This is a genomic window from Salegentibacter agarivorans (assembly GCF_900113135.1).
Classification (GTDB): domain Bacteria; phylum Bacteroidota; class Bacteroidia; order Flavobacteriales; family Flavobacteriaceae; genus Salegentibacter; species Salegentibacter agarivorans.
Genome location: NZ_FOOH01000002.1, coordinates 177,995 through 200,995, shown reverse-complemented (window position 1 = coordinate 200,995; position 23,001 = coordinate 177,995). Strand labels below are relative to the sequence as shown.

General features: G+C 36.4%; 23 protein-coding genes and 1 pseudogene. 16 read left to right on the top strand and 8 right to left on the bottom strand.

Features of this window, described 5'->3' with window-relative positions; all coding sequences use genetic code 11:
- Nucleotides 1-10 precede the first annotated feature (10 nt).
- From BM084_RS02935 to BM084_RS02870, 14 genes are all read left to right on the top strand, one after another.
- Nucleotides 11-2,017, top strand: coding sequence for an alpha-ketoacid dehydrogenase subunit alpha/beta (locus BM084_RS02935; RefSeq protein ID WP_075326853.1), 2,007 nt, complete (start codon nucleotides 11-13; stop codon nucleotides 2,015-2,017).
- A gap of 129 nt (nucleotides 2,018-2,146) precedes the next feature.
- Nucleotides 2,147-2,308 (top strand): DUF1328 domain-containing protein, encoded by a 162-nt coding sequence (locus BM084_RS02930; protein WP_070055250.1) that lies wholly within the window; start codon nucleotides 2,147-2,149, stop codon nucleotides 2,306-2,308.
- Nucleotides 2,309-2,400: 92 nt separating this feature from the next.
- Nucleotides 2,401-2,880, top strand: a complete 480-nt coding sequence (locus tag BM084_RS02925; RefSeq protein WP_075326852.1) for a lipocalin family protein — start codon at nucleotides 2,401-2,403, stop codon at nucleotides 2,878-2,880.
- 15 nt (nucleotides 2,881-2,895) lie between these two features.
- Nucleotides 2,896-3,594, top strand: a complete 699-nt coding sequence (locus BM084_RS02920; RefSeq protein WP_075326851.1) for a YiaD family glycine zipper/OmpA-like lipoprotein — start codon at nucleotides 2,896-2,898, stop codon at nucleotides 3,592-3,594.
- 75 nt (nucleotides 3,595-3,669) lie between these two features.
- Entirely contained in the window at nucleotides 3,670-4,797 is a 1,128-nt protein-coding gene (locus BM084_RS02915) for an NAD(P)/FAD-dependent oxidoreductase (RefSeq protein WP_075326850.1), read from the top strand.
- The gene (locus tag BM084_RS02910; protein ID WP_093302685.1) at nucleotides 4,794-5,510 is read left to right on the top strand and encodes a methyltransferase domain-containing protein; all 717 of its coding nucleotides are present in this window, start codon (nucleotides 4,794-4,796) and stop codon (nucleotides 5,508-5,510) included. Before BM084_RS02915 ends, BM084_RS02910 begins: the two co-directional genes overlap by 4 nt.
- Nucleotides 5,507-6,559 (top strand): type III polyketide synthase, encoded by a 1,053-nt coding sequence (locus BM084_RS02905; protein ID WP_075326848.1) that lies wholly within the window; start codon nucleotides 5,507-5,509, stop codon nucleotides 6,557-6,559. The genes BM084_RS02910 and BM084_RS02905 overlap by 4 nt, the downstream gene beginning before the upstream one ends.
- Entirely contained in the window at nucleotides 6,553-7,347 is a 795-nt protein-coding gene (locus tag BM084_RS02900) for an enoyl-ACP reductase FabI (RefSeq protein WP_093302682.1), read from the top strand. The genes BM084_RS02905 and BM084_RS02900 overlap by 7 nt, the downstream gene beginning before the upstream one ends.
- A 7-nt stretch (nucleotides 7,348-7,354) precedes the next feature.
- Entirely contained in the window at nucleotides 7,355-7,801 is a 447-nt protein-coding gene (locus BM084_RS02895) for a 3-hydroxyacyl-ACP dehydratase FabZ family protein (RefSeq protein WP_075326846.1), read from the top strand.
- Between the two features lie 12 nt (nucleotides 7,802-7,813).
- On the top strand, nucleotides 7,814-9,076 hold the full coding sequence (locus BM084_RS02890; RefSeq protein ID WP_075326845.1) for a beta-ketoacyl-[acyl-carrier-protein] synthase family protein: 1,263 nt from the start codon (nucleotides 7,814-7,816) through the stop codon (nucleotides 9,074-9,076).
- Nucleotides 9,077-9,094: 18 nt separating this feature from the next.
- Nucleotides 9,095-9,349, top strand: a complete 255-nt coding sequence (locus BM084_RS02885; RefSeq protein ID WP_075326844.1) for an acyl carrier protein — start codon at nucleotides 9,095-9,097, stop codon at nucleotides 9,347-9,349.
- Nucleotides 9,346-9,909: a 4'-phosphopantetheinyl transferase family protein gene (locus tag BM084_RS02880; RefSeq protein WP_075326843.1), complete on the top strand. Its 564-nt coding sequence runs from the start codon at nucleotides 9,346-9,348 to the stop codon at nucleotides 9,907-9,909. Before BM084_RS02885 ends, BM084_RS02880 begins: the two co-directional genes overlap by 4 nt.
- A gap of 73 nt (nucleotides 9,910-9,982) precedes the next feature.
- The gene (locus BM084_RS02875; RefSeq protein ID WP_075326842.1) at nucleotides 9,983-10,699 is read left to right on the top strand and encodes a hypothetical protein; all 717 of its coding nucleotides are present in this window, start codon (nucleotides 9,983-9,985) and stop codon (nucleotides 10,697-10,699) included.
- A gap of 267 nt (nucleotides 10,700-10,966) precedes the next feature.
- Nucleotides 10,967-12,988 (top strand): aconitate hydratase, encoded by a 2,022-nt coding sequence (locus tag BM084_RS02870; protein WP_075326841.1) that lies wholly within the window; start codon nucleotides 10,967-10,969, stop codon nucleotides 12,986-12,988.
- A 132-nt stretch (nucleotides 12,989-13,120) separates the two neighbouring features.
- Here BM084_RS02870 and hpf read toward each other — a convergent pair whose 3' ends face one another.
- Complete coding sequence (gene hpf / locus BM084_RS02865) at nucleotides 13,121-13,426, bottom strand: ribosome hibernation-promoting factor, HPF/YfiA family (RefSeq protein WP_075326840.1); 306 nt, start codon at nucleotides 13,424-13,426, stop codon at nucleotides 13,121-13,123.
- A 251-nt stretch (nucleotides 13,427-13,677) separates the two neighbouring features.
- On the opposite strand from hpf, the gene BM084_RS02860 reads away from it, so the two are divergent.
- Nucleotides 13,678-14,169 carry a DUF4251 domain-containing protein gene (locus BM084_RS02860; protein WP_075326839.1) on the top strand — a complete coding sequence of 164 codons (492 nt, stop codon included), beginning with the start codon at nucleotides 13,678-13,680 and terminating at the stop codon, nucleotides 14,167-14,169.
- Nucleotides 14,170-14,251: 82 nt separating this feature from the next.
- Here BM084_RS02860 and BM084_RS02850 read toward each other — a convergent pair.
- Nucleotides 14,252-16,386, bottom strand: a pseudogene (locus tag BM084_RS02850) (LytS/YhcK type 5TM receptor domain-containing protein).
- A gap of 413 nt (nucleotides 16,387-16,799) precedes the next feature.
- On the opposite strand from BM084_RS02850, the gene BM084_RS02845 reads away from it, so the two are divergent.
- Nucleotides 16,800-17,312: a hypothetical protein gene (locus tag BM084_RS02845; protein ID WP_075326837.1), complete on the top strand. Its 513-nt coding sequence runs from the start codon at nucleotides 16,800-16,802 to the stop codon at nucleotides 17,310-17,312.
- 184 nt (nucleotides 17,313-17,496) lie between these two features.
- Here BM084_RS02845 and BM084_RS02840 read toward each other — a convergent pair whose 3' ends face one another.
- The 6 genes from BM084_RS02840 to BM084_RS02815 all read right to left on the bottom strand — a co-directional run bounded on the left by BM084_RS02840 (nucleotide 17,497) and on the right by BM084_RS02815 (nucleotide 22,252).
- Nucleotides 17,497-17,952, bottom strand: a complete 456-nt coding sequence (locus BM084_RS02840; RefSeq protein WP_075326836.1) for a KTSC domain-containing protein — start codon at nucleotides 17,950-17,952, stop codon at nucleotides 17,497-17,499.
- 319 nt (nucleotides 17,953-18,271) lie between these two features.
- Nucleotides 18,272-18,487, bottom strand: coding sequence for a VF530 family protein (locus BM084_RS02835; RefSeq protein ID WP_075326835.1), 216 nt, complete (start codon nucleotides 18,485-18,487; stop codon nucleotides 18,272-18,274).
- Between the two features lie 2 nt (nucleotides 18,488-18,489).
- Nucleotides 18,490-19,791: a DEAD/DEAH box helicase gene (locus BM084_RS02830; protein WP_075326834.1), complete on the bottom strand. Its 1,302-nt coding sequence runs from the start codon at nucleotides 19,789-19,791 to the stop codon at nucleotides 18,490-18,492.
- A 213-nt stretch (nucleotides 19,792-20,004) separates the two neighbouring features.
- Nucleotides 20,005-20,457: a cold-shock protein gene (locus BM084_RS02825; protein WP_037321592.1), complete on the bottom strand. Its 453-nt coding sequence runs from the start codon at nucleotides 20,455-20,457 to the stop codon at nucleotides 20,005-20,007.
- A gap of 220 nt (nucleotides 20,458-20,677) precedes the next feature.
- Nucleotides 20,678-21,382, bottom strand: coding sequence for a TVP38/TMEM64 family protein (locus tag BM084_RS02820; RefSeq protein WP_075326833.1), 705 nt, complete (start codon nucleotides 21,380-21,382; stop codon nucleotides 20,678-20,680).
- Nucleotides 21,383-21,391: 9 nt separating this feature from the next.
- Nucleotides 21,392-22,252 (bottom strand): SdiA-regulated domain-containing protein, encoded by an 861-nt coding sequence (locus BM084_RS02815; RefSeq protein WP_075326832.1) that lies wholly within the window; start codon nucleotides 22,250-22,252, stop codon nucleotides 21,392-21,394.
- Nucleotides 22,253-23,001: the final 749 nt, after the last annotated feature.

The following is a 23,001-nucleotide window of genomic DNA, read 5'->3' as shown; positions in this document are numbered from 1 at the left end:
AATACACACTATGCAACCAAATTCTTCCCAGCCGCCTGCTATAAAATTTGAGAAGAAAAATCTCTCCTCAACCCAGTTATTAGACTTATATGCATCTTTATTAAAGCCACGTTTAATAGAAGAAAAAATGCTCATCTTGCTAAGACAGGGCAAAATTTCTAAATGGTTTAGTGGGATAGGCCAGGAAGCTATTTCCATTGGAGTTACGAAAGCGCTTAACGCCGATGAGTATATTTTACCAATGCACCGTAATTTAGGAGTATTTACTTCTAGAAACGTCCCTTTAAACCGACTTTTCTCCCAGTGGCAGGGAAAACAAAACGGTTTCACAAAAGGTCGTGACCGCAGTTTTCATTTTGGTACCCAGGAGTATAAAATTGTTGGAATGATTTCTCATTTAGGCCCACAGCTTGGCGTGGCCGATGGGATTGCTTTAGCGCATAAATTGAAAAATGAAAATAAGCTTACCGCGGTTTTTACTGGAGAGGGAGGCACCAGTGAAGGCGATTTTCACGAAGCGCTAAATATTGCATCAGTCTGGGATTTACCGGTTTTGTTTTGCATAGAAAACAATGGCTACGGACTTTCAACTCCAACAAATGAACAATATAGATGTAAAGATCTTGCCGACCGGGCCCAGGGCTACGGAATGGAATCTCATATTATAGACGGAAATAATATAATTGAAGTATACTCTAAAGTTTCTGAGGTTGCTGAAAGTATTAGACAAAATCCCCGACCGGTTTTACTGGAGTTCAAAACTTTTAGAATGCGCGGCCACGAGGAAGCCAGTGGAACAAAATACGTTCCAGAAGATTTAATGAATTTCTGGCAACAAAAAGATCCCGTAGAGAATTTTAAACGTTTTCTCATAGAAGAAAATATACTTTCTGAAGAGCAGGATGTGCACTTTAAAAACGAAATTAAAGCTGAAATTGATGAAAATTTAAAAGCAGCTAATGAAGAACCGGTTTCAGAATACATTGAAATTAATGAATTAAATGATGTTTACCAGGAGTTTATATATCAAGAGATTAAAACAAATTCAGAAACTGAAACTATAAGATTTATTGACGCTATTTCTCAAGCGGTAAAACAATCTATGCAAAGACATAAGTCCCTGGTGTTAATGGGACAGGATATTGCAGAATACGGTGGGGTTTTTAAAATTACTGAAGGATTACTGGAAGAATTTGGCAAAGAAAGAGTGCGAAACACACCTATTTGCGAGTCGGCTATTGTTGGAACTGCAATGGGACTTTCTATAAATGGAATGAAGGCTATGGTAGAAATGCAGTTTGGAGATTTTGTGAGTTCCGGTTTTAATCCTATTGTAAATTACCTGGCTAAAAGCAATTACCGATGGAATCAAAACGCCGATGTGGTTATAAGAATGCCTTGTGGAGCCGGTGTAGGTGCAGGACCTTTCCATAGTCAGACCAACGAGGCCTGGTTTACTAAAATTCCGGGCTTAAAAGTTGTTTACCCAGCTTTTCCATATGATGCAAAAGGCTTGCTGAATACAGCTTTTAACGATCCAAATCCCGTGTTATTCTTTGAACACAAGGCCTTATACCGCAGTATTCGGCAGGAAGTTCCTTTAGATTATTACACCTTACCATTTGGAAAAGCTTCAATATTAAAAGAAGGGGAAAAACTTACAATTATAACCTATGGTGCAGCCGTTCACTGGGCTTTAGATACCTTAGAGGGAGCAGAGTTAGAAAACATTGAATTAATAGATCTTCGTAGCCTGCAACCTTTAGATAAAGAGACCATAATTAATTCGGTTAAAAAGACCGGAAAAGCACTTGTACTTACTGAAGACTCGCTTTTTGGAAGTTTAGCCTCAGAAATTTCAGCAATTATTTCAGAAGCATGTTTTGAATTTTTAGACGCTCCAGTAATGCGACTTGGCAGTGGGGAAACTCCAATTCCGTTTGCCGCTGCACTTGAAGAAGGATATCTTCCGAAGAAAAAATTGAAAGAAAAATTACAGCAATTAATAGACTATTAATAATAAGAAGTCCAAATATTTCATATTTTAAGATTCCTTAACAGTTCTGCTGTTAAAGTATTAATAATCTTTTGTCTCCGTTCAACACCTACCGTAATTTAGATTACAACTAATCAAAAATCTTTTATTATGATACGTTTAATCGTTATTTTCTTAATCATTGCTTTGGTAGCTGCTATTTTCGGCTTTGGTGGAATCGCCGAAGGTTTTGCAGACATTGCTAAAATAATCTTTTACATTTTCCTGGTACTATTAGTAATTTCTTTAGTGAGCAGATTATTTAGAAGATAAAAACAAATAAATAAAGAATAAAATCCAATGTATTGCGCCAGGTACCAATCGGCAAGCATTGGATTTTTATGTATAACCCAAACAACTAACTAATGAAAAAAATATTTATACTTGGCTTTGTAGCGGTACTACTTGCCGCTTGCGGACCCAGCAAAACCGCCAAAGAAGCCAGAAAAACCTTTAATGGAAACTGGACGCTTACCAGTGTAACTTACCCAAATAGTTCTGGTGAGTTTGATGTTACCCTACTAAATGATGCCAATGCCTCCTGTTTTGAAAACAGTACGTGGAATTTTGTCTCTAATAATAACAGGGGCGCATATACTGTACAGGGACCTAATTGCAGTGCAGGGCAGCGGTATTTTGTTTGGTCTATAGATGAAGAAAATACTCCGGAAGGAATTTTCGATTTTCTATTGAAACCAACCGATGAAGATTATAACTCTACAACGGGAAATCAAGGTTTCCGAATGAATTTAAGATCACTTTCTGAAACACAAATGGTATGGGAACAATCTGTAATGCTTGAAGGTTCTCCATTTGTGATAAGAATGAATTTTTCTAAACTTTAATTAAATTAATTTACTATGAAAACTACTATAAACAGAATGTTTGCCATTCTTTTTGCTGCCACACTTCTTTTTAGTTGTGAAGCCACTAAGAATGCGAATAATAAACAAAAAGGAGCTGTAATTGGATCTGCCGGTGGAGCCGTAATTGGTGGTGTTGTTGGAAACAATACCGGAGACGGAAATACTGCGCTTGGCGCCATTATTGGCGGAGTTGTAGGTGGAGCAGCCGGAGCAATTATTGGTAACCGTATGGACGAGCAAGCCAAGGAAATTGAACAGGAAATTCCAGGTGCTGAAGTTGAAAGAGTTGGCGAAGGAATTAACGTGACTTTTGATGAAAGCAGCGGGGTATATTTTGATACTGAAAAATATAATATCAACTCTAAATCCCAGGCTACTTTAAATAAACTGGCCGATATTTTTAAAGAATATCCAGATTCTAATATTCTTGTAGAGGGACATACAGATGATACCGGTAGTGAATCCTATAACCTTACACTTTCTAAAAACAGAGCACAGGCTGTGACTAATTATTTAACCAGCCAGGGTCTTAGCAGCGGAAGATTTGATACTAAATGGTATGGCGAAGCCCAGCCTAAATATGATAACGAAACTGCAGAAGGTCGTGCTAAAAACCGTAGGGTAGAGCTTGCAATTGTTGCAAACGAAGAATTAAAAGAAGAAGCCAGGAAACAGGCTGAACAGAAGAACTAGGTTCTATTTCTTCAAACAAATATTAAATCCCGGAAATTTCCGGGATTTTTTTATGTATTTATTTATCTTCAACCAATGGCAGATTTTCAAGTAATTATAGTAGGTGCAGGCCTGGCGGGATTAACTGCTGCCATTCATCTTTCCCGGGCAGGAAAACGTGTCTTGCTTATAGAGAAAAAAGCATATCCCAGACATAAAGTCTGTGGGGAATACCTTTCTAACGAAGTAATTCCTTATCTCCATTCCCTGGATATAGATCTCGAAAAAGATTTAAACCCGGTAAAAATTCATAAACTCCTTTACAGTACCCAGAATGCAAAATCGATAGAAACTTCTTTAAACCTGGGCGGAATGGGCTTAAGCCGTTATGCTTTAGATGATTTTCTTTTTAAAAAAGCTGAAGAAAATGGAGCAGAAACTCTAATTGAATCAGTTGAAAATATAAATTTTGAAAATGATGAATTTACACTGAAACTTTCTTCAGGAAAACAACTAAAAACCCCTATAGTATTAGGTGCTTTTGGAAAAAGATCTAATCTCGATAAAAGCCTGGGACGGGAATTTATCCAGGAAAAATCTTCCTGGCTCGCTATAAAATCACATTATGAAAAGCCAGAATTTCCTCCAGATTTAGTGGCGCTACACAATTTTGAAGGCGGCTACTGCGGATTATCAAAAACTGAAACCGGCGCAGTAAACGCCTGTTATATGGTTTCGTATAAAAGCTTCAAAAAATACAGGAATACCGAAGAATTCAAGGAAAAAGTTTTATTTCAGAATGCTTATTTAAAAGGTTTCTTTAAAAAAGCTAAACCTCTATTTGAAAAAGACCTGAGTATTGCTCAGATCTCTTTTCATAAAAAATCCCTGATCAACAATCATATTTTGATGCTGGGTGACGCTACGGGCTTAATTCACCCGCTTTGTGGTAATGGGATGGCTATGGCTATTCATTCTGGAAAAATCGCTTCAGAAGCTGTTTTAAATAATTTCCACGGAAATAATTTAGACCGCAAAAACCTGGAAAATCAATACCGACAAAACTGGAATACGCATTTCGAAATCCGATTAAAGACTGGACGAATCCTTCAGAAAATATTGATCAATCCATTTTTAGCTTCAACTTCACAGCAGCTCGTTAAAAAATTTCCGTACCTGTTAGAGAAAATCATTAGTAAAACCCACGGGCAACCCATAGTATGAGCATAGATACCTCAAAAAGAACAAACGCGGTTGAAATTATGGACGATTTTGACCTCCAGGGAAAAGAACTGGACAAAACCTTACGTGACCTGGATAACATAAACAAATGGTTGGGTGGGAATAAAATCACCTTAGAAGGAGTAAAAAATATTGTACAAAACCATTCGAAAACGAAAGAAATCCACATTGCTGATGTGGGTTGCGGCAATGGTGCTGTACTTCGGGAAATCGCGAGATGGGGAAGGAAGAACGGCTATAAATTTAAACTTACCGGCATTGATGCCAATAGCTATGCCATCAAAATTGCTGAAGAAATGTCTATAGACTATCCCGAAATTGATTTTAAATCTATAGATATTTTTAGCCTGGAATTAAATTTTTATAGCGACATAATCTTGTGTACCTTAACACTACATCATTTTAAAAACGGTGAAATTTCAGCTTTACTAAACCTTTTTAATCAACAATCCAGGCTGGGTGTGGTGATTAACGATTTACATCGCTCCAAACTTGCGTATAGGTTATTTCAGGTTTTTTGTGCAGTTTTTATCAACAACGAGATTGCGCGAAAAGATGGGTTGACATCTATCTTAAGAGGATTTAAAAAAGAAGAATTAAAAGATTTTGCCGGGAAAATTCCGCAAACCAATCATCAAATTAGCTGGAAGTGGGCATTTCGCTACCAATGGATTATTCAGAAAGATAAAATATGAGTGTAAAAATTACAGGCGTAGAAAAAGAATTACCGCAGTATGCCCGGGAAACCAAAGATATTTTACCGTTGGTAGAAACCTGGCTTCAGGACCAAAATGATCGCTATCGACGAAAAGTATTGAAGATTTTTGAAGGTGCTGCGGTAGATAAACGCTATTCTATAATGGATCCCGAAGAAGTTTTCACGGCAACTTCTTTTGAAGATAAAAACAATATTTATATACGGGAAGTTAAGAAACTCGGCAAAAATGTATTAAAAAAAGCTTTACAGAATAATAAGTGGGAAGCAGATTCAATCGATTTTATAATTACCGTGAGTTGCACCGGGATTATGATTCCTTCCTTAGATGCTTACCTAATCAATGAAGTAAAATTACGCCAGGATATTACCCGGCTCCCGGTTACCGAAATGGGCTGCGCGGCAGGAATTTCAGGAATAATGTATGCCGCGAATTTTCTTAAGGCAAATCCGGGAAAACGAGCGGCCGTTATTGCAGTTGAAAGTCCTACGGCTACATTTCAGTTAGATGATTTCTCGATGGCCAATATGGTGAGCGCTGCAATTTTTGGAGATGGTGCCGCTTGTGTATTGCTATCTTCAGAGGAAAACGCTACAGGGCCGAAAATTCTGGGTGAAGAAATGTATCATTTTTATGAAGCCACCCATTTAATGGGTTTTGATCTCACCAACCACGGCCTCAAAATGATTTTAGATGAAAGCGTGCCGCAAACTATAGCTTCCCATTTTCCTGAAATTGTTCATCCGTTTTTGAAAAAATTCAACTCAAATATTGAAAAAGTAGACCATTTAATATTTCATCCCGGCGGAAAGAAAATTGTACAAACAGTTGAAGATCTTTTTGGTAACTTAGGAAAGAATATTGATAAAACCCGTGAGGTGCTTAAGCAATACGGGAACATGAGCAGTGCAACGGTGCTGTTTGTGTTAGAAGAATTTATGAAAAATCAGCCAAAACCGGGCGAGCAAGGCTTAATGTTAAGTTTTGGTCCAGGTTTTTCGGCACAAAGAATTTTATTGGAATGGTAACAGAGTTTAAAGATCGTAATTACTGGGCAATTATTTTAGGCGGAAGTACAGGCCTTGGCTTTGCCACCGCCAGAAAACTCGCCCATCATGGGATGAATATAATTATAGTACACCGTGATAGAAGAACCGATATAGCCGAAATAGAAGAAGCTTTTGAAGATATTAGAGAACAGGATGTTAAGTTTGAAAGCTTTAATGTGGATGCTACAAACGCTGAAAAACGAGCAAATTTAATTGAAGAAATTGCTAAGATCTTAGGAAAAGAAGGCAAAATTAGAAGTTTGGTACATAGTATTGCAAAGGGAAACCTAAAACCTATGACCGGTGATGAACCTACTTTAGATAATGTAGATTTTCAAATTACTATAGATGCGATGGCTATTAGCCTTTACGATTGGACAAAAGCTATTTTCAAAGCTAATCTTTTTGCAAAAGATGCCAGGATTATATCGTTTACCAGTGAAGGCAATAAAAAAGCCTGGGCCAATTACGCCGCGGTTTCTGCAGCAAAAGTAGCCTTAGAATCTATAACCCGAAATATCGCCCTGGAATTTGCTCCTTACGGTATTCGCGCAAATTGTATCCAGGCGGGAGTTACGGTTACCCGGTCTTTCCAGATGATTCCCGGGAACGAAACTTTACGCAACCACGCGCTAAAACATAATCCGTTTAAAAGGCTTACCGTTCCAAATGATGTGGCCAATGTGGTTTATTTATTGAGTAAAGACGAAGCCGGTTGGATTACGGGGACTATTATTCCGGTAAATGGTGGGGAACATTTAAAATAAGCAGCGATTGGATTATAAAAACATACTCGAAAAATTACCTTATTCAAAGCCATTCCTATTTATAGATGAATTGTTGAACGTAAATGAGAAATCTGCTGAAGGAATTTATACATTTCCAGAAGATTCTTTTTTTTATAAAGGGCATTTTAAAAATAATCCGGTAACGCCAGGTGTTATTTTAACTGAATGTATGGCGCAAATTGGCGTGGTATGCCTGGGGATTTTCCTGCTGGGAAATGAAAAAACTAATTCTGAAAATATTAAACTTGCCTTAAGTTCTTCTGAAGTAGATTTTTACTTGCCGGTTTTTCCCGGGGAAACGGTAAAAGTAGTTTCAGAAAAGTTGTTTTATAGGTTTAATAAATTGAAATGTGAAGTAAGAATGTATAGCAAGAAAGATAAGCTAATTTGTCGCGGAAAGATTGCCGGAATGATTAAAAACGAATCTGTTTAGAAATTTATTTAAATGAAAAAGCGCGTAGTCATCACAGGAATGGGTGTGGTTGCACCAAATGGTGTTGGGCTGGCTAATTTTGAAGATGCAATTAGAAAAAGCGCAAGTGGGATTAGGTTTGAAGAGGAACTGGAACGTTTAAACTTTAGTTGCCAGATTGCTGGAAAACCACAACTTTCGGAAGAAAAAATAGCTGAATATTTTACGTCTTTACAACTACGCGGACTTAATTCCAGCGGGATTGTGTACGGGGTAATTGCCGGAACCGATGCCTGGCAGGATGCAGGACTTAAAATTGGAGATAACGAACAACCAGATTGGGACTGCGGAATTGTTTTTGGCACCGGAATTCTAGGTGTAGATAAATTTCGGGAAGCGATTCATTTAATAGATGCCGGGAAAACCAGAAGGTTGGGAAGTACCAGCGTTATGCAAACTATGGCCAGTGGAATTAGCGCTTATTTAGGCGGTATTTTAGGCTGCGGAAATCAGGTAACTACTAACTCCTCGGCCTGTACCACGGGCACCGAAGCTTTATTAATGGGATTTGAAAGAATTGCTGCCGGAAAAGCAAAGCGAATGTTAGTTGGAAGCTGCAGCGATCACGGCCCTTATGTTTGGGGCGGTTTTGATGCCATGCGTATTTTACCTTCAAAATATAACAAAAATCCTACTGAAGCTTCCCGGCCAATGAGCGCCTCGGCAGCAGGTCTTGTGCCCGGCAGTGGAGCAGGGGCCTTGGTGTTAGAAGAATACGAATCGGCTAAAGAGCGGGGCGCGAAAATTTACGCCGAAGTTTTAGGTGGTGCTGTAAATAGTGGTGGCCAGCGGGGTGGTGGCAGTATGACGGCTGCTAATAGCGAAGCGGTTATTCGTTGTATTAAGGAAGCTATTCATTTTTCTAACATTTCATCAGAGGAAATCGACGTGATTAATGGGCATCTTACCGCAACCACTAAAGATGCGCTGGAAATTGAGAATTGGAAGAAAGCATTGAAAAGAAGTGATTTTCCGTATATAAATTCTTTAAAGGGAATGACCGGGCATTGCCTGGCCGCTTCGGGAAGTATAGAATGTGTTGCAAGTGTGTTACAGATGGATAAAAATTTTATCTTCGGAAATGTGAATTGCGAAGACCTGAAACCGGAAATAGCAAATTTGGTTTCAGAAGAGAAAATTCCAAGGAAAACTTTAGAGATACCAACTAATATTCTGGCAAAATCCAGTTTTGGATTTGGGGATGTAAATTCCGTAGTTATTTTTAAAAAAATATAAAGCTATTTATTACAAAAAATGAAAGAAAAAGAAATATTGGATGCTATCAAAAAGATCGTCACGCCTTATACCCAACGCAAGGAAGGCCTGGAAAATTTTAGCCAAAAAACCGATTTTATTAAAGACCTGGAAGTAAATTCGGCTAACCTGGTAGATGTGATTTTGGATGTTGAAGACGAGTTTAATATTGAAATAGACAACGAATCTATGGAAGGTATGCTCACTGTGGGCGATGCTAAAAATATTATTGAGCGCAAACTTGCTTCAGCGTGATTGGCAACGATATCATAGACCTTAACCTGATTCGGGCTCAAAGTAACTGGCAAAGAGAAGGCTTTCTTCAGAAATTATTTTCGGAAGAAGAACAAACTTTTATTCAGAATTCAGAAGATCCTGAATTAAATGTCTGGTTGCTTTGGAGTATGAAAGAGGCGGTTTATAAAGCGGTTCAGCGTAAATATAAGCTGAAGCGTTTTTATAATCCGAAGCAATTTGTTTGCGAACAGGTTAAAATTAATCCTGATAAGGCAAGGGGAGTGGTGTGCTATAAAGAAGATGTTTTTGTAATAAATTCTATTCTTTTTCCAAATATGATTCATACAATTACCGGAAACACTGAGTTTTCCCTTATTTCAGAAAATAAAAATTCCAGGCTCAGGTTGCTTCAAAAAATTGCTGAGCAGAGAGGAATTCCATTAGAATCCCTTAACATAAGTAAAGACCAGCAGGGAGTACCATTTGTGAGCTACGGGGGTGATAATCTGCAAATTCCGTTTAGCCTTTCCCACCACGGTAATTTTTCAGCTTACGCTGTCTCGTTAAATCTGTCCTAAAACCCGACTTCAGCATTGTGAAAACATAGCCTTATTTGTATCTTGAAACAACTAATTTAAAACGATTTTGATTATGAAGACTGTTGATAAGATGGAAGTGCTGCACAGCCAAAGTGCCGAATTTGTTGAAAAAGGTGAAACCGGTAAATTTTTAAAGTTAATCCCAGACACATTTATTATTAAAGGTGAAGAAAAAGATGGCGTTTTTAACCAGGGTTACGCTATTAGACATATAAACAGGCAGGATATACTGCTTATTGATGTAGTTGAAAAATCTTCTAAAGATGCTATAAAAAAGCTGGTAACCGATGGGTATAAAATAAAAGGTATTTTAATTACCTGCGATGCTATTTTAAAAGATGCTTATGCCGATCTAAAGACAATTTCTGAAGATGCCGGTGGCGCACCAATTTTTGCACATCCACGCAACAATTTTAAAGACAGTTTTAAAACCAAAGATATAACAGAACGCAAAGGAGTTTTAAAAGATTTTGGTTTAAAAGTTTTTGATCTTCCAGGAAACGGTGGCGCTTCAGTAGTTATTTATTCTGAAGTAAACGATGGAATGTTATTCCCGGGTGAAGATGCCGAAGGCTCTCCATATAATTCAAATTTAAATACCTTTAAAAGACCAAAAATGGATAAATCTAACGACGATTTTGGATTGGCAGGAAGCTGGAGTGCTTTTGATGAAGAATTTGCCTATTTATTTCCAAGAAAAGGAAAACCCGGTTTCAATATTGAAGAAGGTCAGCAAACCGATATTTTAAACGCTTTAAGCAGAAGTTAAAAATATAATTAAGCTGTTTCGAAAGTAGCCCGTTGAATATTTACAACTTAGATTCAGAATATTACAACAGCTATTTTTCAAACAGCTTTTTTTGAAGCCATAAATAAAGAAGAGAACCTTCTCTATTTGTGGCTTTTTTAATGTTTAAAGTTTTCAATATCCGCTAAACATTAAGTATTTAGGGCAGGGTAGAAGATATAAGATATTGTTAAACGCACCCTTTGTTCTTATAAATTGTAATATTTTAAAGCTTAAAAATAACCAACTATGTCTAAATTAAACGTAACTCAAAAATTAATTAAAGAACATTTGCTCAAGGGAGAAATGATTCCCGGAAAGGAAATAGGAATAAAAATAGATCAGGCATTACTGCAGGATGCTACGGGAACACTGGTACAATTAGAGCTTGAAGCTATGGGGCTCGAAAAAGCTCAAACCGAGGTAGCCGTGCAATATGTAGATCACAACCTGCTACAAACCGACTTTAAAAATGCCGATGACCACTTGTTTTTACTTTCGGCAGCGCAAAAATTCGGACTTTGGTATAGTAGACCCGGAAACGGTGTAAGCCATCCAGTACATATGGAACGCTTTGGGAAACCGGGTAAAACTATGGTAGGTTCAGATAGCCACACTCCGGCTGCAGGTTCTTTAGGAATGCTGGCCATTGGTACTGGTGGACTTGACGTTGCGGCAGCGATTGCAGGACAACCATATTTCGTGAAAATGCCAAAAGTTTGGGGCGTAAAACTTACCGGAAAATTACCAGACTGGGTAAGTGCTAAAGATGTTATTCTTGAAATGCTTCGCCGTCACGATGTAAAAGGCGGAGTTGGCAAAGTAATAGAATATTATGGCGACGGACTTAAGAATTTAAGTGCTATGGATCGTCACGTGATTGCCAATATGGGTGCTGAACTTGGTGCTACCACCACCGTTTTCCCAAGTGATAACGAGACAAAAAGATTTCTAAAATCTCAGGAACGTGAAGATGATTGGAGAGAATTGGTAGCCGATGAAGGTTGTGAATACGATCTTCACGAAGAAATAATTTTAGATGAACTGGTTCCCTTAATTGCCTTACCAACCAGTCCTGGAAATGTTGTTCCAGTGAGGGAGGTTGCAGGAAAATCAATTAGCCAGGTAGTTATTGGTTCTTCAGCCAATCCCGGTTTAAGAGATTTCTGGGTGGCAGGTGCTATAGTAGAAGATAAATCGGTTAGTAGTGATGTTTCTTTTGATATTAACCCAACTTCAAGGCAAATTATTCAGAATATGATAGAAAATAGAGCTTTTGCGAACTTAATCAAGGCAGGAGCGCGTTTTCACCAGTCAGGATGTATGGGTTGTATAGGAATGGGACAGGCACCGGCATCTGGAACTATTAGTTTGCGTACTATGCCCAGAAACTTCCCAGATCGTTCCGGTACAAAAGATGACCAGGTACATTTATGTAGTCCAGAAACAGCAGCAGCTTCAGCTTTAACAGGAAAAATTACCGATCCAAGGGATATGGAAAAGCTTTATAATATGAAGTATCCTAAATTTGAATATCCCGAATTTCAGATTATTAAAGAAGATATGCTGGTTGCTCCTCCAGAAGATGGTTCTAAAGTTGAACTTCAAAAAGGTCCAAATATTAAATCGCTCCCATATATTGAGCCTATGCAGGATAAATACAGCGTACCGGTTATGCTGAAAATGGGTGATAATATTTCTACCGATGAAATTTTAAAAGCAGGAGCAGAGGTACTGCCATTTAGAAGTAACCTGCCAGAAATTAGTAAATTTTCTTACACGGTTATTGACGAAAGTTTTTATGATCGTGCAATGAAAGCTAAAGGAGAACACGGCGGCCATATTGTAGTTGCTAAAGATAATTATGCGCAAGGTTCCAGTAGGGAGCACGCGGCAATTGCCCCAAAATATTTAGGACAGGTAGCGGTAATTGCAAATAGTTATGCAAGAATTGCCTGGCAAAACCTGGTGAATTTTGGTATTCTTCCGTTGGAATTTTTAGACATCGCAGATTATGAAAAAATAGATCAGGACGATCAAATAATTTTTAGAAACCTGCGGGAAGATATCATAAACCGAAATAATATTAAGGTAATTGTTAGAAAAGCAAATGGTGATAAACTGGAGTTTGAAACAAAACACAGTATGAGCGACAGACAAATTAATATTTTACTAAAAGGTGGAATTATTAATGAGTTTAAAGAACGTATTGAAGCAAACGAACTTGGTGAAGATCAAGCCAAAGATGCTGAAGAAGCCGAAACAAAATAAAAATTGATATTCCCGAATTCACTTCTGGATATTCTGATTATTATCTACCTGGTTTCTGAAACAATTGTAGGACGAAAAAAACCCTGATGTGAGTTACATCAGGGTTTTTTATGAATTAAACTGAAAATATTCTTAGTTTGAATGTGTTTTCATTTGGCCTTTTCTTTTTGATAACTGCCGTTCCAAATCTCTAATAGTTTCAGAGGTTGCAGCTTCAAAAGAGTTTTCGTTAGATTCGGCAAAAATTTGAGGCCCGGGAGCACTCAATTTAATATTACAAATATAACCTTTAGGATCCTGGACTTCTTCCTTTTTAAAATACACCTGGGCTTTCACGATCCAGTCATATTTATTCTCCAGTTTATCTAATTTTTTTTGAGCGAACTCCTGTAGTGATTCGCTTTTATCGAGTTTTACGAACTGATATATTGCTTCCATAAATAAGTTTATTTTAGTAGTACCAATAAACCCATAATTCTCTAAGTACCCAAATCAATTAAGTGATTCTTAGCAAAGGTTTAAGAATATTTTTAAGTGCATAAACTTATTTTTTAGTTGAAGATAAATTAGAACTATATTTATCAATAAAATAGCTTGGAAAAATTTGTGAACTACGAATTTAAAAGTCTTTTAAGAGTAATAAAAAGTTAAAGATTGTATCTTAAGCTAAGAATCTTATAAAGTTGATTATGAACCTTAAAATCAAATATTTAACTATTATTTTTGCTCTAATTGTACTGCAAAGTTGTGGTAGTAGTGCTGATACTACTAAAATTGCTGAAACCAAAGCTTTAATTGAAAGCATGGAATTTGAAATTGAGCACGATTGGCTCAACCCGATGTCTGGTGGTAGAATTAACCTGATAGGAAATACTAATTTTATACGCTTTAAAAAAGATTCTGTGAATTTATTTCTGCCATTTTTTGGTGAACGTTTTTCTGGCGGTGGTTATAATAATGAAGGCGGCATAATTTATAACGGCCCGTTACAGGATTTTGAAATTAGCAGCGGAAAGAATAATTCCCAAATAATAAAATTTTCTACCGACCAGGATACTGAGAATCTGGATTTTTCAATAAATATTTTTCCTGAAGGAGATGTAAATACCAGGGTGAATAGCAGCCAGCGTTCGTTTATATCTTACCAGGGAAGGTTAAGTGAGTTAGAAGAAGAGGAGTAGGTTCTAAATGAAAGATAAGTTTCAGCTCTAAAATATTCTATTTTACATAATATAAATTATAGTTCTTTTTTATATCTATTAGTCATATCGTACTGTGAGCTGGAAGATATTTTTTCAAAAGTCGCTTCAATTCGTTTTTATCAATTGGCTTTGGAATATAATCATTACTCCCAATCTCAATAAACTTGTCCCTGTCATTAGGCATGGCGAATGCCGTTTGGGCAATAATAGGAATAGTTGGATTAAAAATTCTTATTTTTGAATTGCTTCTTCGCCACTCATTTTTGGCATTTTTATGTCCATGAGCACCAAAGAGATTTCAGTATCTTTTTTAACCATTTCAACTGCTTCTAAACCATTTTCTGCATGTAGAATATTGGTTACCCCCATATTTTCGACGATCTTTTTCAGAATTAAATAATTCAATTTATCATCTTCAGCAATTAAAATCTTATGGTTTGGTAGCTGGGTTATTTCGTTATTCTCTTTATTGGTATGGGTTGTTGTGGTAGTGACTTCATCTTTAGGAATGCTAAAATAGAAGGTGCTGCCTTTATCTTCTTCAGATTCTACCCATATATTACCCCCAAGCATTTCGGCATAAGCTTTGGCTATTGATAAGCCCAAACCAGAACCTTCGTGTGGGCGACTTAAACTCGAATCTGCCTGTACAAACCGATCGAAAATAACATCAATTCGGTTTTCCGGAATTCCTATACCATTATCTTTTACATAAAAAACAATATTACCGTGTTCATCTAAACTTCCAAATTCAATAATTCCGTCTGCAGTAAACTTATTAGCATTACTCAACAAATTGATAAAAATGCTGGTAAGCATATTTTTATCGGTATAAAGCATGGTATTGGTATGAAGATATTTGCTGGTACATACTATTTTGTTATTCTTTTTACCAGCTATAGGCGTCGCCACATTTAGGTGATTCGCTATTATTTCAGAAAGATTAAAGTTAGATTTATTGACCTTTATTTGCCGGGTTTCCACCTGGGAAATATCTATTAGATCATTGATAGTAGAGAGTAATCTCGTACCACTTAATCGTAATACTTCATAATACTTTTCACGAACCTCTTTCTCCGATGATTCTTTCAATAGGTCTATAGTACCCATAATTGCATTAATAGGAGTACGAATTTCGTGACTTATATTTTGTAGAAAAACACTTTTTAAGCGATTACTCTCTTCTGCTTTTTCCTTTGCTTCTTTTAGATTATTGAGTGTGGCTTTTTTCTCTGTAATATTCTCTCCTAAACTGGCTATACCCTTTATTTTTCCGTAGTCATCGGTAATTACCGAATTGTACCAGGAGATATAAAGTTCTTTATTGTCTTTTGTGAGTATCTTACTTTCAAAATGATGTAGGCTTCTGTTATTTTCAAATAATTCTTTAAGACCTTTTTCCGTAGTTTCTTTTTCATCTTCAGGCACAAAAATATCAACAGTGTTTTTGCCAATAAGCTCTTCCTCGGTATACCCGGTAATTGAAAGTAAATAGTCATTACAAAAAATGATCTTGCTGTCGATATCAAGATTTATAAAAACCATATTAATGTCCAGCATCATTTTAGTAAATCGCTGCTCAGATTCATATAACCTATCTTTTTCTTTTCGGTTTCTCCAAACTTTTAATTGCCGGTTCATTAACAGTCCAAGAAGTACGGTGATAACTGGGTATATAATTAAAATAGGCAAAGCCATAAACTCTACAAGAGCCAGAGCCCCCTCTATAGGTATAAATATGGGCAGAATTAACATACACACGTGCACTATCACACCCAAAAGATATAAAGATACTATGCTGTTTTTGACCCCTAGCCTTTGTTGAAAATATTTCCACCCAATACCTAACAAACCCGAAATTATAATGAGGCCAACTCCTGCTATTACATAATCCCCACCAAGATACAAGCGGTAAGCTGCTATAATTAAAATGGCAATAATGGTGGGTACAGCTCCAAGGTATAAGCCGGCTATTGCCAATAAAATTGTTCGTAGATCAAAATAATGTCCTGGTTGATACGTCCAGGGCGTAAACATTAGGAGAACCCCAATGCCCCCAACAATAATACCTGCAAAAACATTGGGGAGTAATTTTTTAGAATGGGTAGAATCAATCCACTTTGTGGCATATAAAAAACTGAAAACCAAAAGCAATGCTACGTTTTGTATTAATCCTGAAAAAAAGGGGTAATCCATATTTTAACGGTGAGTTTTGGAAACAGTTTATTAAATTTTAATAAACTTAAACATCTAGATAAGTACTAGAGACAAAATGAATTTACAGAAACAATTTTGTTCAATGTATTATTAATGCTGCATCACTGATTACTTAAAGTACTAAATATAAGAATTTATTACTATACTAACCATTGAGTAATCATTAGCCTACACCCATAAAAAAGCTAGCGGTGCCACTACTTCCCTTTCAAAAATGGCATACACACTTTTAAATTATCGCACTCTATACAACCAGGTTTAAAAATAAATCTTTAGTAAGATCCGCTCCATCCTCTTATCAAATAAATTATCCTCATTTATTTAACAGCAAATTAAAATTATCTCCTCTCCTTTTTTATAATTTAGATTACTTAAACCAAAAAACTAAGAGTATGAGAAATTTTGTAATGATTTTAGCCCTTGTAGCTATAGGTTTTACAAGTTGTAACGATAATGCCAATAAGGATTTGGAAAAGCAACAACAGGAATTAACAAAGGCCAATGATAGTATTGTGAGTACCCACGAAGAGCTTAGGCAAAAGCACCAGGAATTAATGAACAATCATAACCAGGTATCACAGGAATTACGCGGACTCGAACAATTGGAAGATTCTACCCAATTAGAAAAACTGGCAGAGCTTGAAGGGCAAATTAGAGACCACCAGGTTACCCTGGCTTCTCACGAAGAAATGATTAGAAGTCATAACGAGCTTAATAAAGAATACGGTTCTTTAAGCACCGATGAGAAAAAAGCGCAACTTGACGAAATGCAAAAAACTCACGAACGTATTATGAGTGAACAGGACGAAATCAAATCGGAACACGATGGGATTGAAAAAGGGCATCAATCTATTAAGGATGTAATTGCTCAATCTTCCGGTGAAGATTCTGAAGACTCGATGTAATTTATCGAGGTAGTTTACTATAATTGAATAAGAAAGAAGGCTGTTTGAAAGTTTTTAACCCGTCATCCTGAACTCGTTTCAGAATCTAACATGATTATAATTAATTTCATATTAGAAGCTAAAACGAGTTCAGCTTGACGGAAATAGATCTTTCAAGCAGCCTCTTTTTATGCCTAAAATCTAATTAAGCTGTTTCCAACTCAAGATCTTTCTTAGATTTTCTATATAAAAAAGAACTATAAATATTTCTTTTCGCAAATCTCACTTGTTTGTCTGAACTGATGAACTTCATAAAAAGCTTCTTGTTCACTCCAAAATATTCGTAGGTAGTACCGTTGGTAAAAGAGATTTCCAGTAGGTTTCCTTTGTGCTGGTAATCTGCAATTCCGGCTTCGTTTATAGTGCGGTTATATTCTTCAAGGTTGGCTTCGCGAGTTTGTGGCGCAATGCTTACCAAAAAGTGATAGCCATCTATAATCTCTTTGCTCTTAATTTCGGCTTCGGCGTGCTTCTCGTCGGTTTCCCTAAATTTATCGGGATGCCATTCTTTCACCAGGTTTCGGTAACTGGTTTTAAGTTCTTTAAGGTCTATCTCTTTTTCAACATTAAAGAGCTTTTTATATTGATTTACACGCTTCATTTTTCTTATTTTAAATAAGCGGCAAAACTACTCCTTTTTATCGGATAATAAATAGGTTATTCTCCTACCCTTTTCCTTTATTTTCTCTAAAACTTTAAAAGGTACATCCAGTTGAGCAAATGGTAAGTAACCAAACCAGCAATTAAAGCTATTACCAGCTTTAATCCATTAAATCTTAACCATTGTAGAATGCTTCTCATCAAAATATCTAGCGAAATTTCCGATTTTACCTCAAAACCGAAATATCAAAGATATCTGTAATTATTGAATTAATTTTACGGATATCCGCATTAATGGTAAAAATAGGGAAATTCAGTACTTAAAGCGATTCAAGGTATAGATTCTCTACTTTGGTTCTTGCCCAGGGCGTTTTTCGTAAAAACTTTAAGCTGGATTTTATAGAGGGATCTTGCGTAAAACATTTAATATTGATGCGTTTCCCCATTTCTTCCCAGCCATATTTTGCTACCAGAAATTCTAAAATTTCGGCAAGTTTAACACCGTGTAACGGATTATTAGGTTGTTTGGATTCCATATTTAAATATAACGCACTCTTACTTTTTTCTTTTTAAGCCTGGAATTGTTAAGCGTTGAAATAAGTTCTTCAGCTTTTTCATTTGGAACAGCCACAAATGCGCAATCCTGTTTCAGTTCTATAAGTCCCAGTTCTTCTTTTTTAAGATTCCCCTGCTTTAAGAAAAGTCCAGCGATATCTCCTTTTGAAATTTTATCTTTTCTTCCTCCCGAAATAAACAAGGTAGTCTTTTCAACTACATCGGTATTGTGTTTCTTATTGTGAATTACATAATCATTTGATTTAATAAAATCTGGAAGGGTTCTTCTATCTGAAAGTACGTAAGCAATTCCCTCCTGGTGCATTCTCGCTGTACGCCCATTTCTATGGGTAAACTCTGAAGCCTTAAAGGGTAATTGATAATGAATTATAAAATCTATCTCGGGCACATCTATGCCACGCGCAGCAAGATCGGTAGCGATCAAAATTCGATGCGTTCCATTTCTAAATTTAATAAGTGATCTTTCCCGGTCTTTTTGCTCCATCCCGCCAGAAAAAATTCCGTGCTTAATATTATTTTCACCCAGGAAATCACTTACTTCAGCTATACTATCTTTTAAATTGCAAAAAATAATTCCTGAGCCTTCAGCATTTTCAGAAAGTAATTTTACAAGGCTTTGCAATTTGGTTTTTGGATTTACCTGTATGGTTTTAATTTCCAGGGATGGCTGTTCTCCTTTTAAATAATCTACTCGCTTCGGATTTTTAAGACCTACAAAACCCGGAATATCAATATTTTGCGTTGCTGAAGTCAGGATGCGTTTATCTAAACCCGTAAGCTCCCCAATAATTTCTTTCATTTCGTTTTCAAAACCTACTTCTAAAGATTTATCAAATTCATCTAAAACCAGCGCTTTAATATTTTTGGTGGAGAAAGTTTCCCTTCTAAAATGATCGGCAACCCGGCCGGGCGTACCTATTAAAATGGCGGGGGCGTGTTGCAATTCTATTTTATCTTTAGAAAAAGCTCTGCCGCCGTAAACAGCGTTTGCTTTAAAACCGGCACCCATTTCGCGGGTAACCTGTTCAATTTGAATAGCGAGTTCACGAGAAGGCACTAAAATCAAAGCCTGCACTTCTGCCAGGTCTGGATCTAATATCTCAAGTAAGGGTAATAGGAATGCCAGGGTTTTTCCCGATCCTGTTGGCGAGAGTAGCACCGTATTTTGGTTTTCGGCAATAGTTTTAAAAGCTTCCTGCTGCATAGCATTAAGCTGGGAAATCTCCAATTTGTCAAGGATTTCCTGTAAATTCTTAGTTTGCATGTTAATTGAAATAATAAAGCCTTAAACCAGACTTTAAGGGGAAACACCCCCGTTAGGAAAGATAAAAAAGAAAGGTTCAGCAATAATTAAAGATTACCGAACCTTTTATGGGTGTTGAGAATTACTCGATAATTGAGGTTTTATACTTAAATGGCTAGCGTATAAAAATTAAATAATTTATACTCTAAATACCTCGAAAGTTTGTTCGAAAGTTTACTGTTGCTTAACGCGAACAGCGTTCATACCTTTCATTCCTCGTTCCAGTTCAAAAGTTACCTTGTCGTTTTCGTCAATCTCATCGATTAATCCGGTAACGTGAACAAAATATTTTTCGTTGTTTTCTGAATCTATAATAAACCCGAAACCTTTAGAATGATCAAAAAATGAGACCTTTCCGTTTCTTTGCGGATCTTCTTCTGGCATATCCTCTTTCTTAGGAACACCAATTTCTATACTTTCGGCTTCAACTTCAACTTTTTGAGAAGGATCTGGTGGAGTGTCGGTAAGATTTCCATCAGCATCTACATAAGCGATCATATCTTCAAAATTACCGCCTTTGTTAGAGTTCTCTTTGCGCTCCTGCTTCTTAGCCTCTTTTTCTTTACGCTTTTTTATTTTCTTTTTTTCTTTTTCAGTTTTACTGAATGTCTGCTGCGATTTGCCCATTAATTAATTTTAATTAGTAATTGAGTGAGTAAGCTTGAATTTTTTTCCTGAAGATTTTTGTGGTAGTAACCCGGCTTGTAATGCCATTAATCTTCAATAAATGTAAAGAATCCTGGTTAGGACACTGCTTAAACTTCTACAAAGATAAGTGATAGAAATTAAATTACTTAATTTGAAGCGAATAAATAATTTACGATTTCTTAAAACCACTGCTTCCCTCCTATTTTTTGCGCTTTTTCTTATCCCACCACACGTATAAAATAAAAATAACCAAACTTACAATAGATCCCCAGAGAAGTCCGGTTTTTAGGCCATCGGTGCTTTTACCTATAATTGCAATAAAAATAGTGAGCGGGGCAATACCTACAAGGGTTGCACCAATAAAACGCCAGTAACCCATTTTAAGAATTCCTCCCACAAAGCTAATGGCATCGTTAGAAAGAAAAGGATTTATTCTGGTAACGATTACCGCCCAAAAGCCATAATCATCAATAAAATCCTCAATTTTATTTTCGTTTTTTGGGCCTATTAACTTTTGAACAATTACCGGCCCAAAATAACGACCTATAAAATATCCTACGCTAGAAGCCGAAAAAATAGCTGCGAAAATAATTAGACTTCCAAAAAAAGGCCCATAAGCCAGTATTGAAACTACCATTAAAGCCACTGATGGAATCACGATTAAAAACATTTGCGCCACCATAGCCAGGATAAGTATTGTTGGGCCCAACCACCCAAATTGGGAAACCCACTGGGTGATACGCTCTTCATCGTTACTGGTTAACACCTCCCAGGCGTTGGAGAAAAATTCCCTTACCCCGGGAATAAAGAAATAAGCCGCTATCAAAGCAGCTATTATAATTCCAGAAACAATTAGTGGGGCTTTACTTTTTTTTACGGAGGTAGTTTCAATAGATTCGGGCATAGAATTTATTTAATCGTTTAGTTTAACTCTCAAAATATTTGCGGGTTGTCTCCTACTTTCATTAGAAATATATAGCCTATTTTCCTCATCAAAAGCAAGACCTTCAGGCTGGGGAAAAGTTTCAGGATCAAGAAGATGAATTTTCGCCTCGTTTCCATCCTGGTCCAGAATGATTAATTTTGGCTGATTTCCTTCTAAAATATATAATTCACCGGTAGTTGGATGAAACCTTATAGAAGAGGGTCTAATAATTTGGGAAGACTTCCCCCCTCTTAGATTTTGGTAAATTTCATCGCGCCCGTCTAAAGTGAAGAGTCGTTCCTTATTTACTTTTTGGATAGTAAGATTAAAGGTATAAATTCCTTTGGTTTCTTTTCTATTGTTGTATTCTTTAACCGCAAATAATAAGCGCTTATTTTTAGCATCAAATTCCAGGCTTTCAATGCCATTACTATCTAATCCAGATATTTGATAAGTATTTATTTCGGGATTATTTTCCCTAAAACCGGCTACTTTAAAAATTTTACCATCACTTCTTACAACATAAGCCGTGTCTTCTATTACTGTTATATCTTCATAATCACCGCTTTCCCCAAAAGAAATCCTGGATGTGATTTTTGAGGTTTCTATATTGAAAATAAAAATCATCCCATCTTCATCCTGAATGCAGGCAACCTCGTTATTCCCAAGGTAGCTTATGCCTGATATTTCCTGCAGGATTGGGGGTAAATTCCATTTCTCCTCAATAGTATAGGTCTTATTATCGTCGTCAAAAGATAAGTAACTGTTATTTTTAAAAGCCCAGAAAATGCACCCGGCGAGAATGAACACCCCTACCACAATACCAATTACTATTTTATTCAATTTCATATAACTCGCTCCAAGTTGATTTCTAAAATAGGTTTAATATTAAAGTCTGCCACCATAATTAAATATTATTAACACCCAGATTTTAAAATTACCAAAAAATACCGGCCGAAACTTCCCCTAAAAACCCCCTATTTGTTAAAAGTAAGTTAATTTAGTACTATTTATAGCATAGTACTGTAACAAACCAAATTCAATGGAGTCTATTAGATATAAACCTTTAAATTTTAGAAATTATGAAAACTTTTGAAACAATTAGCCGACCATTTTTTAACCAGGAAAAGAAGAACTCTAAAAGTACCTGGACCAGTAAAAGACGTTATTTAAAATAATCACTAAAAATTAGAAATCATGAAAAATTCAGTAAACCTTCGTTCATTTTTAAATCAAAGTAAGTCCAATAATCGTAGTAACTGGGAAATTAAACGCCGTTACCTTTAAACTTAACACAATGAAAATTCAGGAGTATATTAATTTAAACTGTGGAAGTACGCGAGAGCCCCAGGTTTTTGGGAAAAAACCCCGTAACAAGTTCCGTGAAAATTTTACCAGGAACACCTGGTGTTTGAACCTTAGACCTATGAGTTAACCTTAAAAACATTCGCCTTATGGAACTCAGTAAACCTTAGCCGGCACCTTAAAAAGTAGCCGGCTTTTTATTTTCAAAGATTTGGATATTGCTGAATGTCTGAATTTTAAAAAAACTTAAAATATCTTTAAAATTTAATTTTGGTTTGTATGGTATTTGTTTA

Coding starts and splice junctions, on each gene's coding strand:
- hpf (WP_075326840.1), bottom strand. CDS start 13,426: ATGGAAGCAATATATCAGTTCGTAAAACTCGATAAAAGCGAATCACTA.
- BM084_RS02910 (WP_093302685.1), top strand. CDS start 4,794: ATGAGCATAGATACCTCAAAAAGAACAAACGCGGTTGAAATTATGGAC.
- BM084_RS02870 (WP_075326841.1), top strand. CDS start 10,967: ATGTCTAAATTAAACGTAACTCAAAAATTAATTAAAGAACATTTGCTC.
- BM084_RS02845 (WP_075326837.1), top strand. CDS start 16,800: ATGAGAAATTTTGTAATGATTTTAGCCCTTGTAGCTATAGGTTTTACA.
- BM084_RS02920 (WP_075326851.1), top strand. CDS start 2,896: ATGAAAACTACTATAAACAGAATGTTTGCCATTCTTTTTGCTGCCACA.
- BM084_RS02890 (WP_075326845.1), top strand. CDS start 7,814: ATGAAAAAGCGCGTAGTCATCACAGGAATGGGTGTGGTTGCACCAAAT.
- BM084_RS02830 (WP_075326834.1), bottom strand. CDS start 19,791: ATGCAAACTAAGAATTTACAGGAAATCCTTGACAAATTGGAGATTTCC.
- BM084_RS02930 (WP_070055250.1), top strand. CDS start 2,147: ATGATACGTTTAATCGTTATTTTCTTAATCATTGCTTTGGTAGCTGCT.
- BM084_RS02820 (WP_075326833.1), bottom strand. CDS start 21,382: ATGCCCGAATCTATTGAAACTACCTCCGTAAAAAAAAGTAAAGCCCCA.
- BM084_RS02860 (WP_075326839.1), top strand. CDS start 13,678: ATGAACCTTAAAATCAAATATTTAACTATTATTTTTGCTCTAATTGTA.
- BM084_RS02885 (WP_075326844.1), top strand. CDS start 9,095: ATGAAAGAAAAAGAAATATTGGATGCTATCAAAAAGATCGTCACGCCT.
- BM084_RS02840 (WP_075326836.1), bottom strand. CDS start 17,952: ATGAAGCGTGTAAATCAATATAAAAAGCTCTTTAATGTTGAAAAAGAG.
- BM084_RS02835 (WP_075326835.1), bottom strand. CDS start 18,487: ATGGAATCCAAACAACCTAATAATCCGTTACACGGTGTTAAACTTGCC.
- BM084_RS02875 (WP_075326842.1), top strand. CDS start 9,983: ATGAAGACTGTTGATAAGATGGAAGTGCTGCACAGCCAAAGTGCCGAA.
- BM084_RS02815 (WP_075326832.1), bottom strand. CDS start 22,252: ATGAAATTGAATAAAATAGTAATTGGTATTGTGGTAGGGGTGTTCATT.
- BM084_RS02900 (WP_093302682.1), top strand. CDS start 6,553: ATGGTAACAGAGTTTAAAGATCGTAATTACTGGGCAATTATTTTAGGC.
- BM084_RS02915 (WP_075326850.1), top strand. CDS start 3,670: ATGGCAGATTTTCAAGTAATTATAGTAGGTGCAGGCCTGGCGGGATTA.
- BM084_RS02825 (WP_037321592.1), bottom strand. CDS start 20,457: ATGGGCAAATCGCAGCAGACATTCAGTAAAACTGAAAAAGAAAAAAAG.
- BM084_RS02905 (WP_075326848.1), top strand. CDS start 5,507: ATGAGTGTAAAAATTACAGGCGTAGAAAAAGAATTACCGCAGTATGCC.
- BM084_RS02935 (WP_075326853.1), top strand. CDS start 11: ATGCAACCAAATTCTTCCCAGCCGCCTGCTATAAAATTTGAGAAGAAA.
- BM084_RS02925 (WP_075326852.1), top strand. CDS start 2,401: ATGAAAAAAATATTTATACTTGGCTTTGTAGCGGTACTACTTGCCGCT.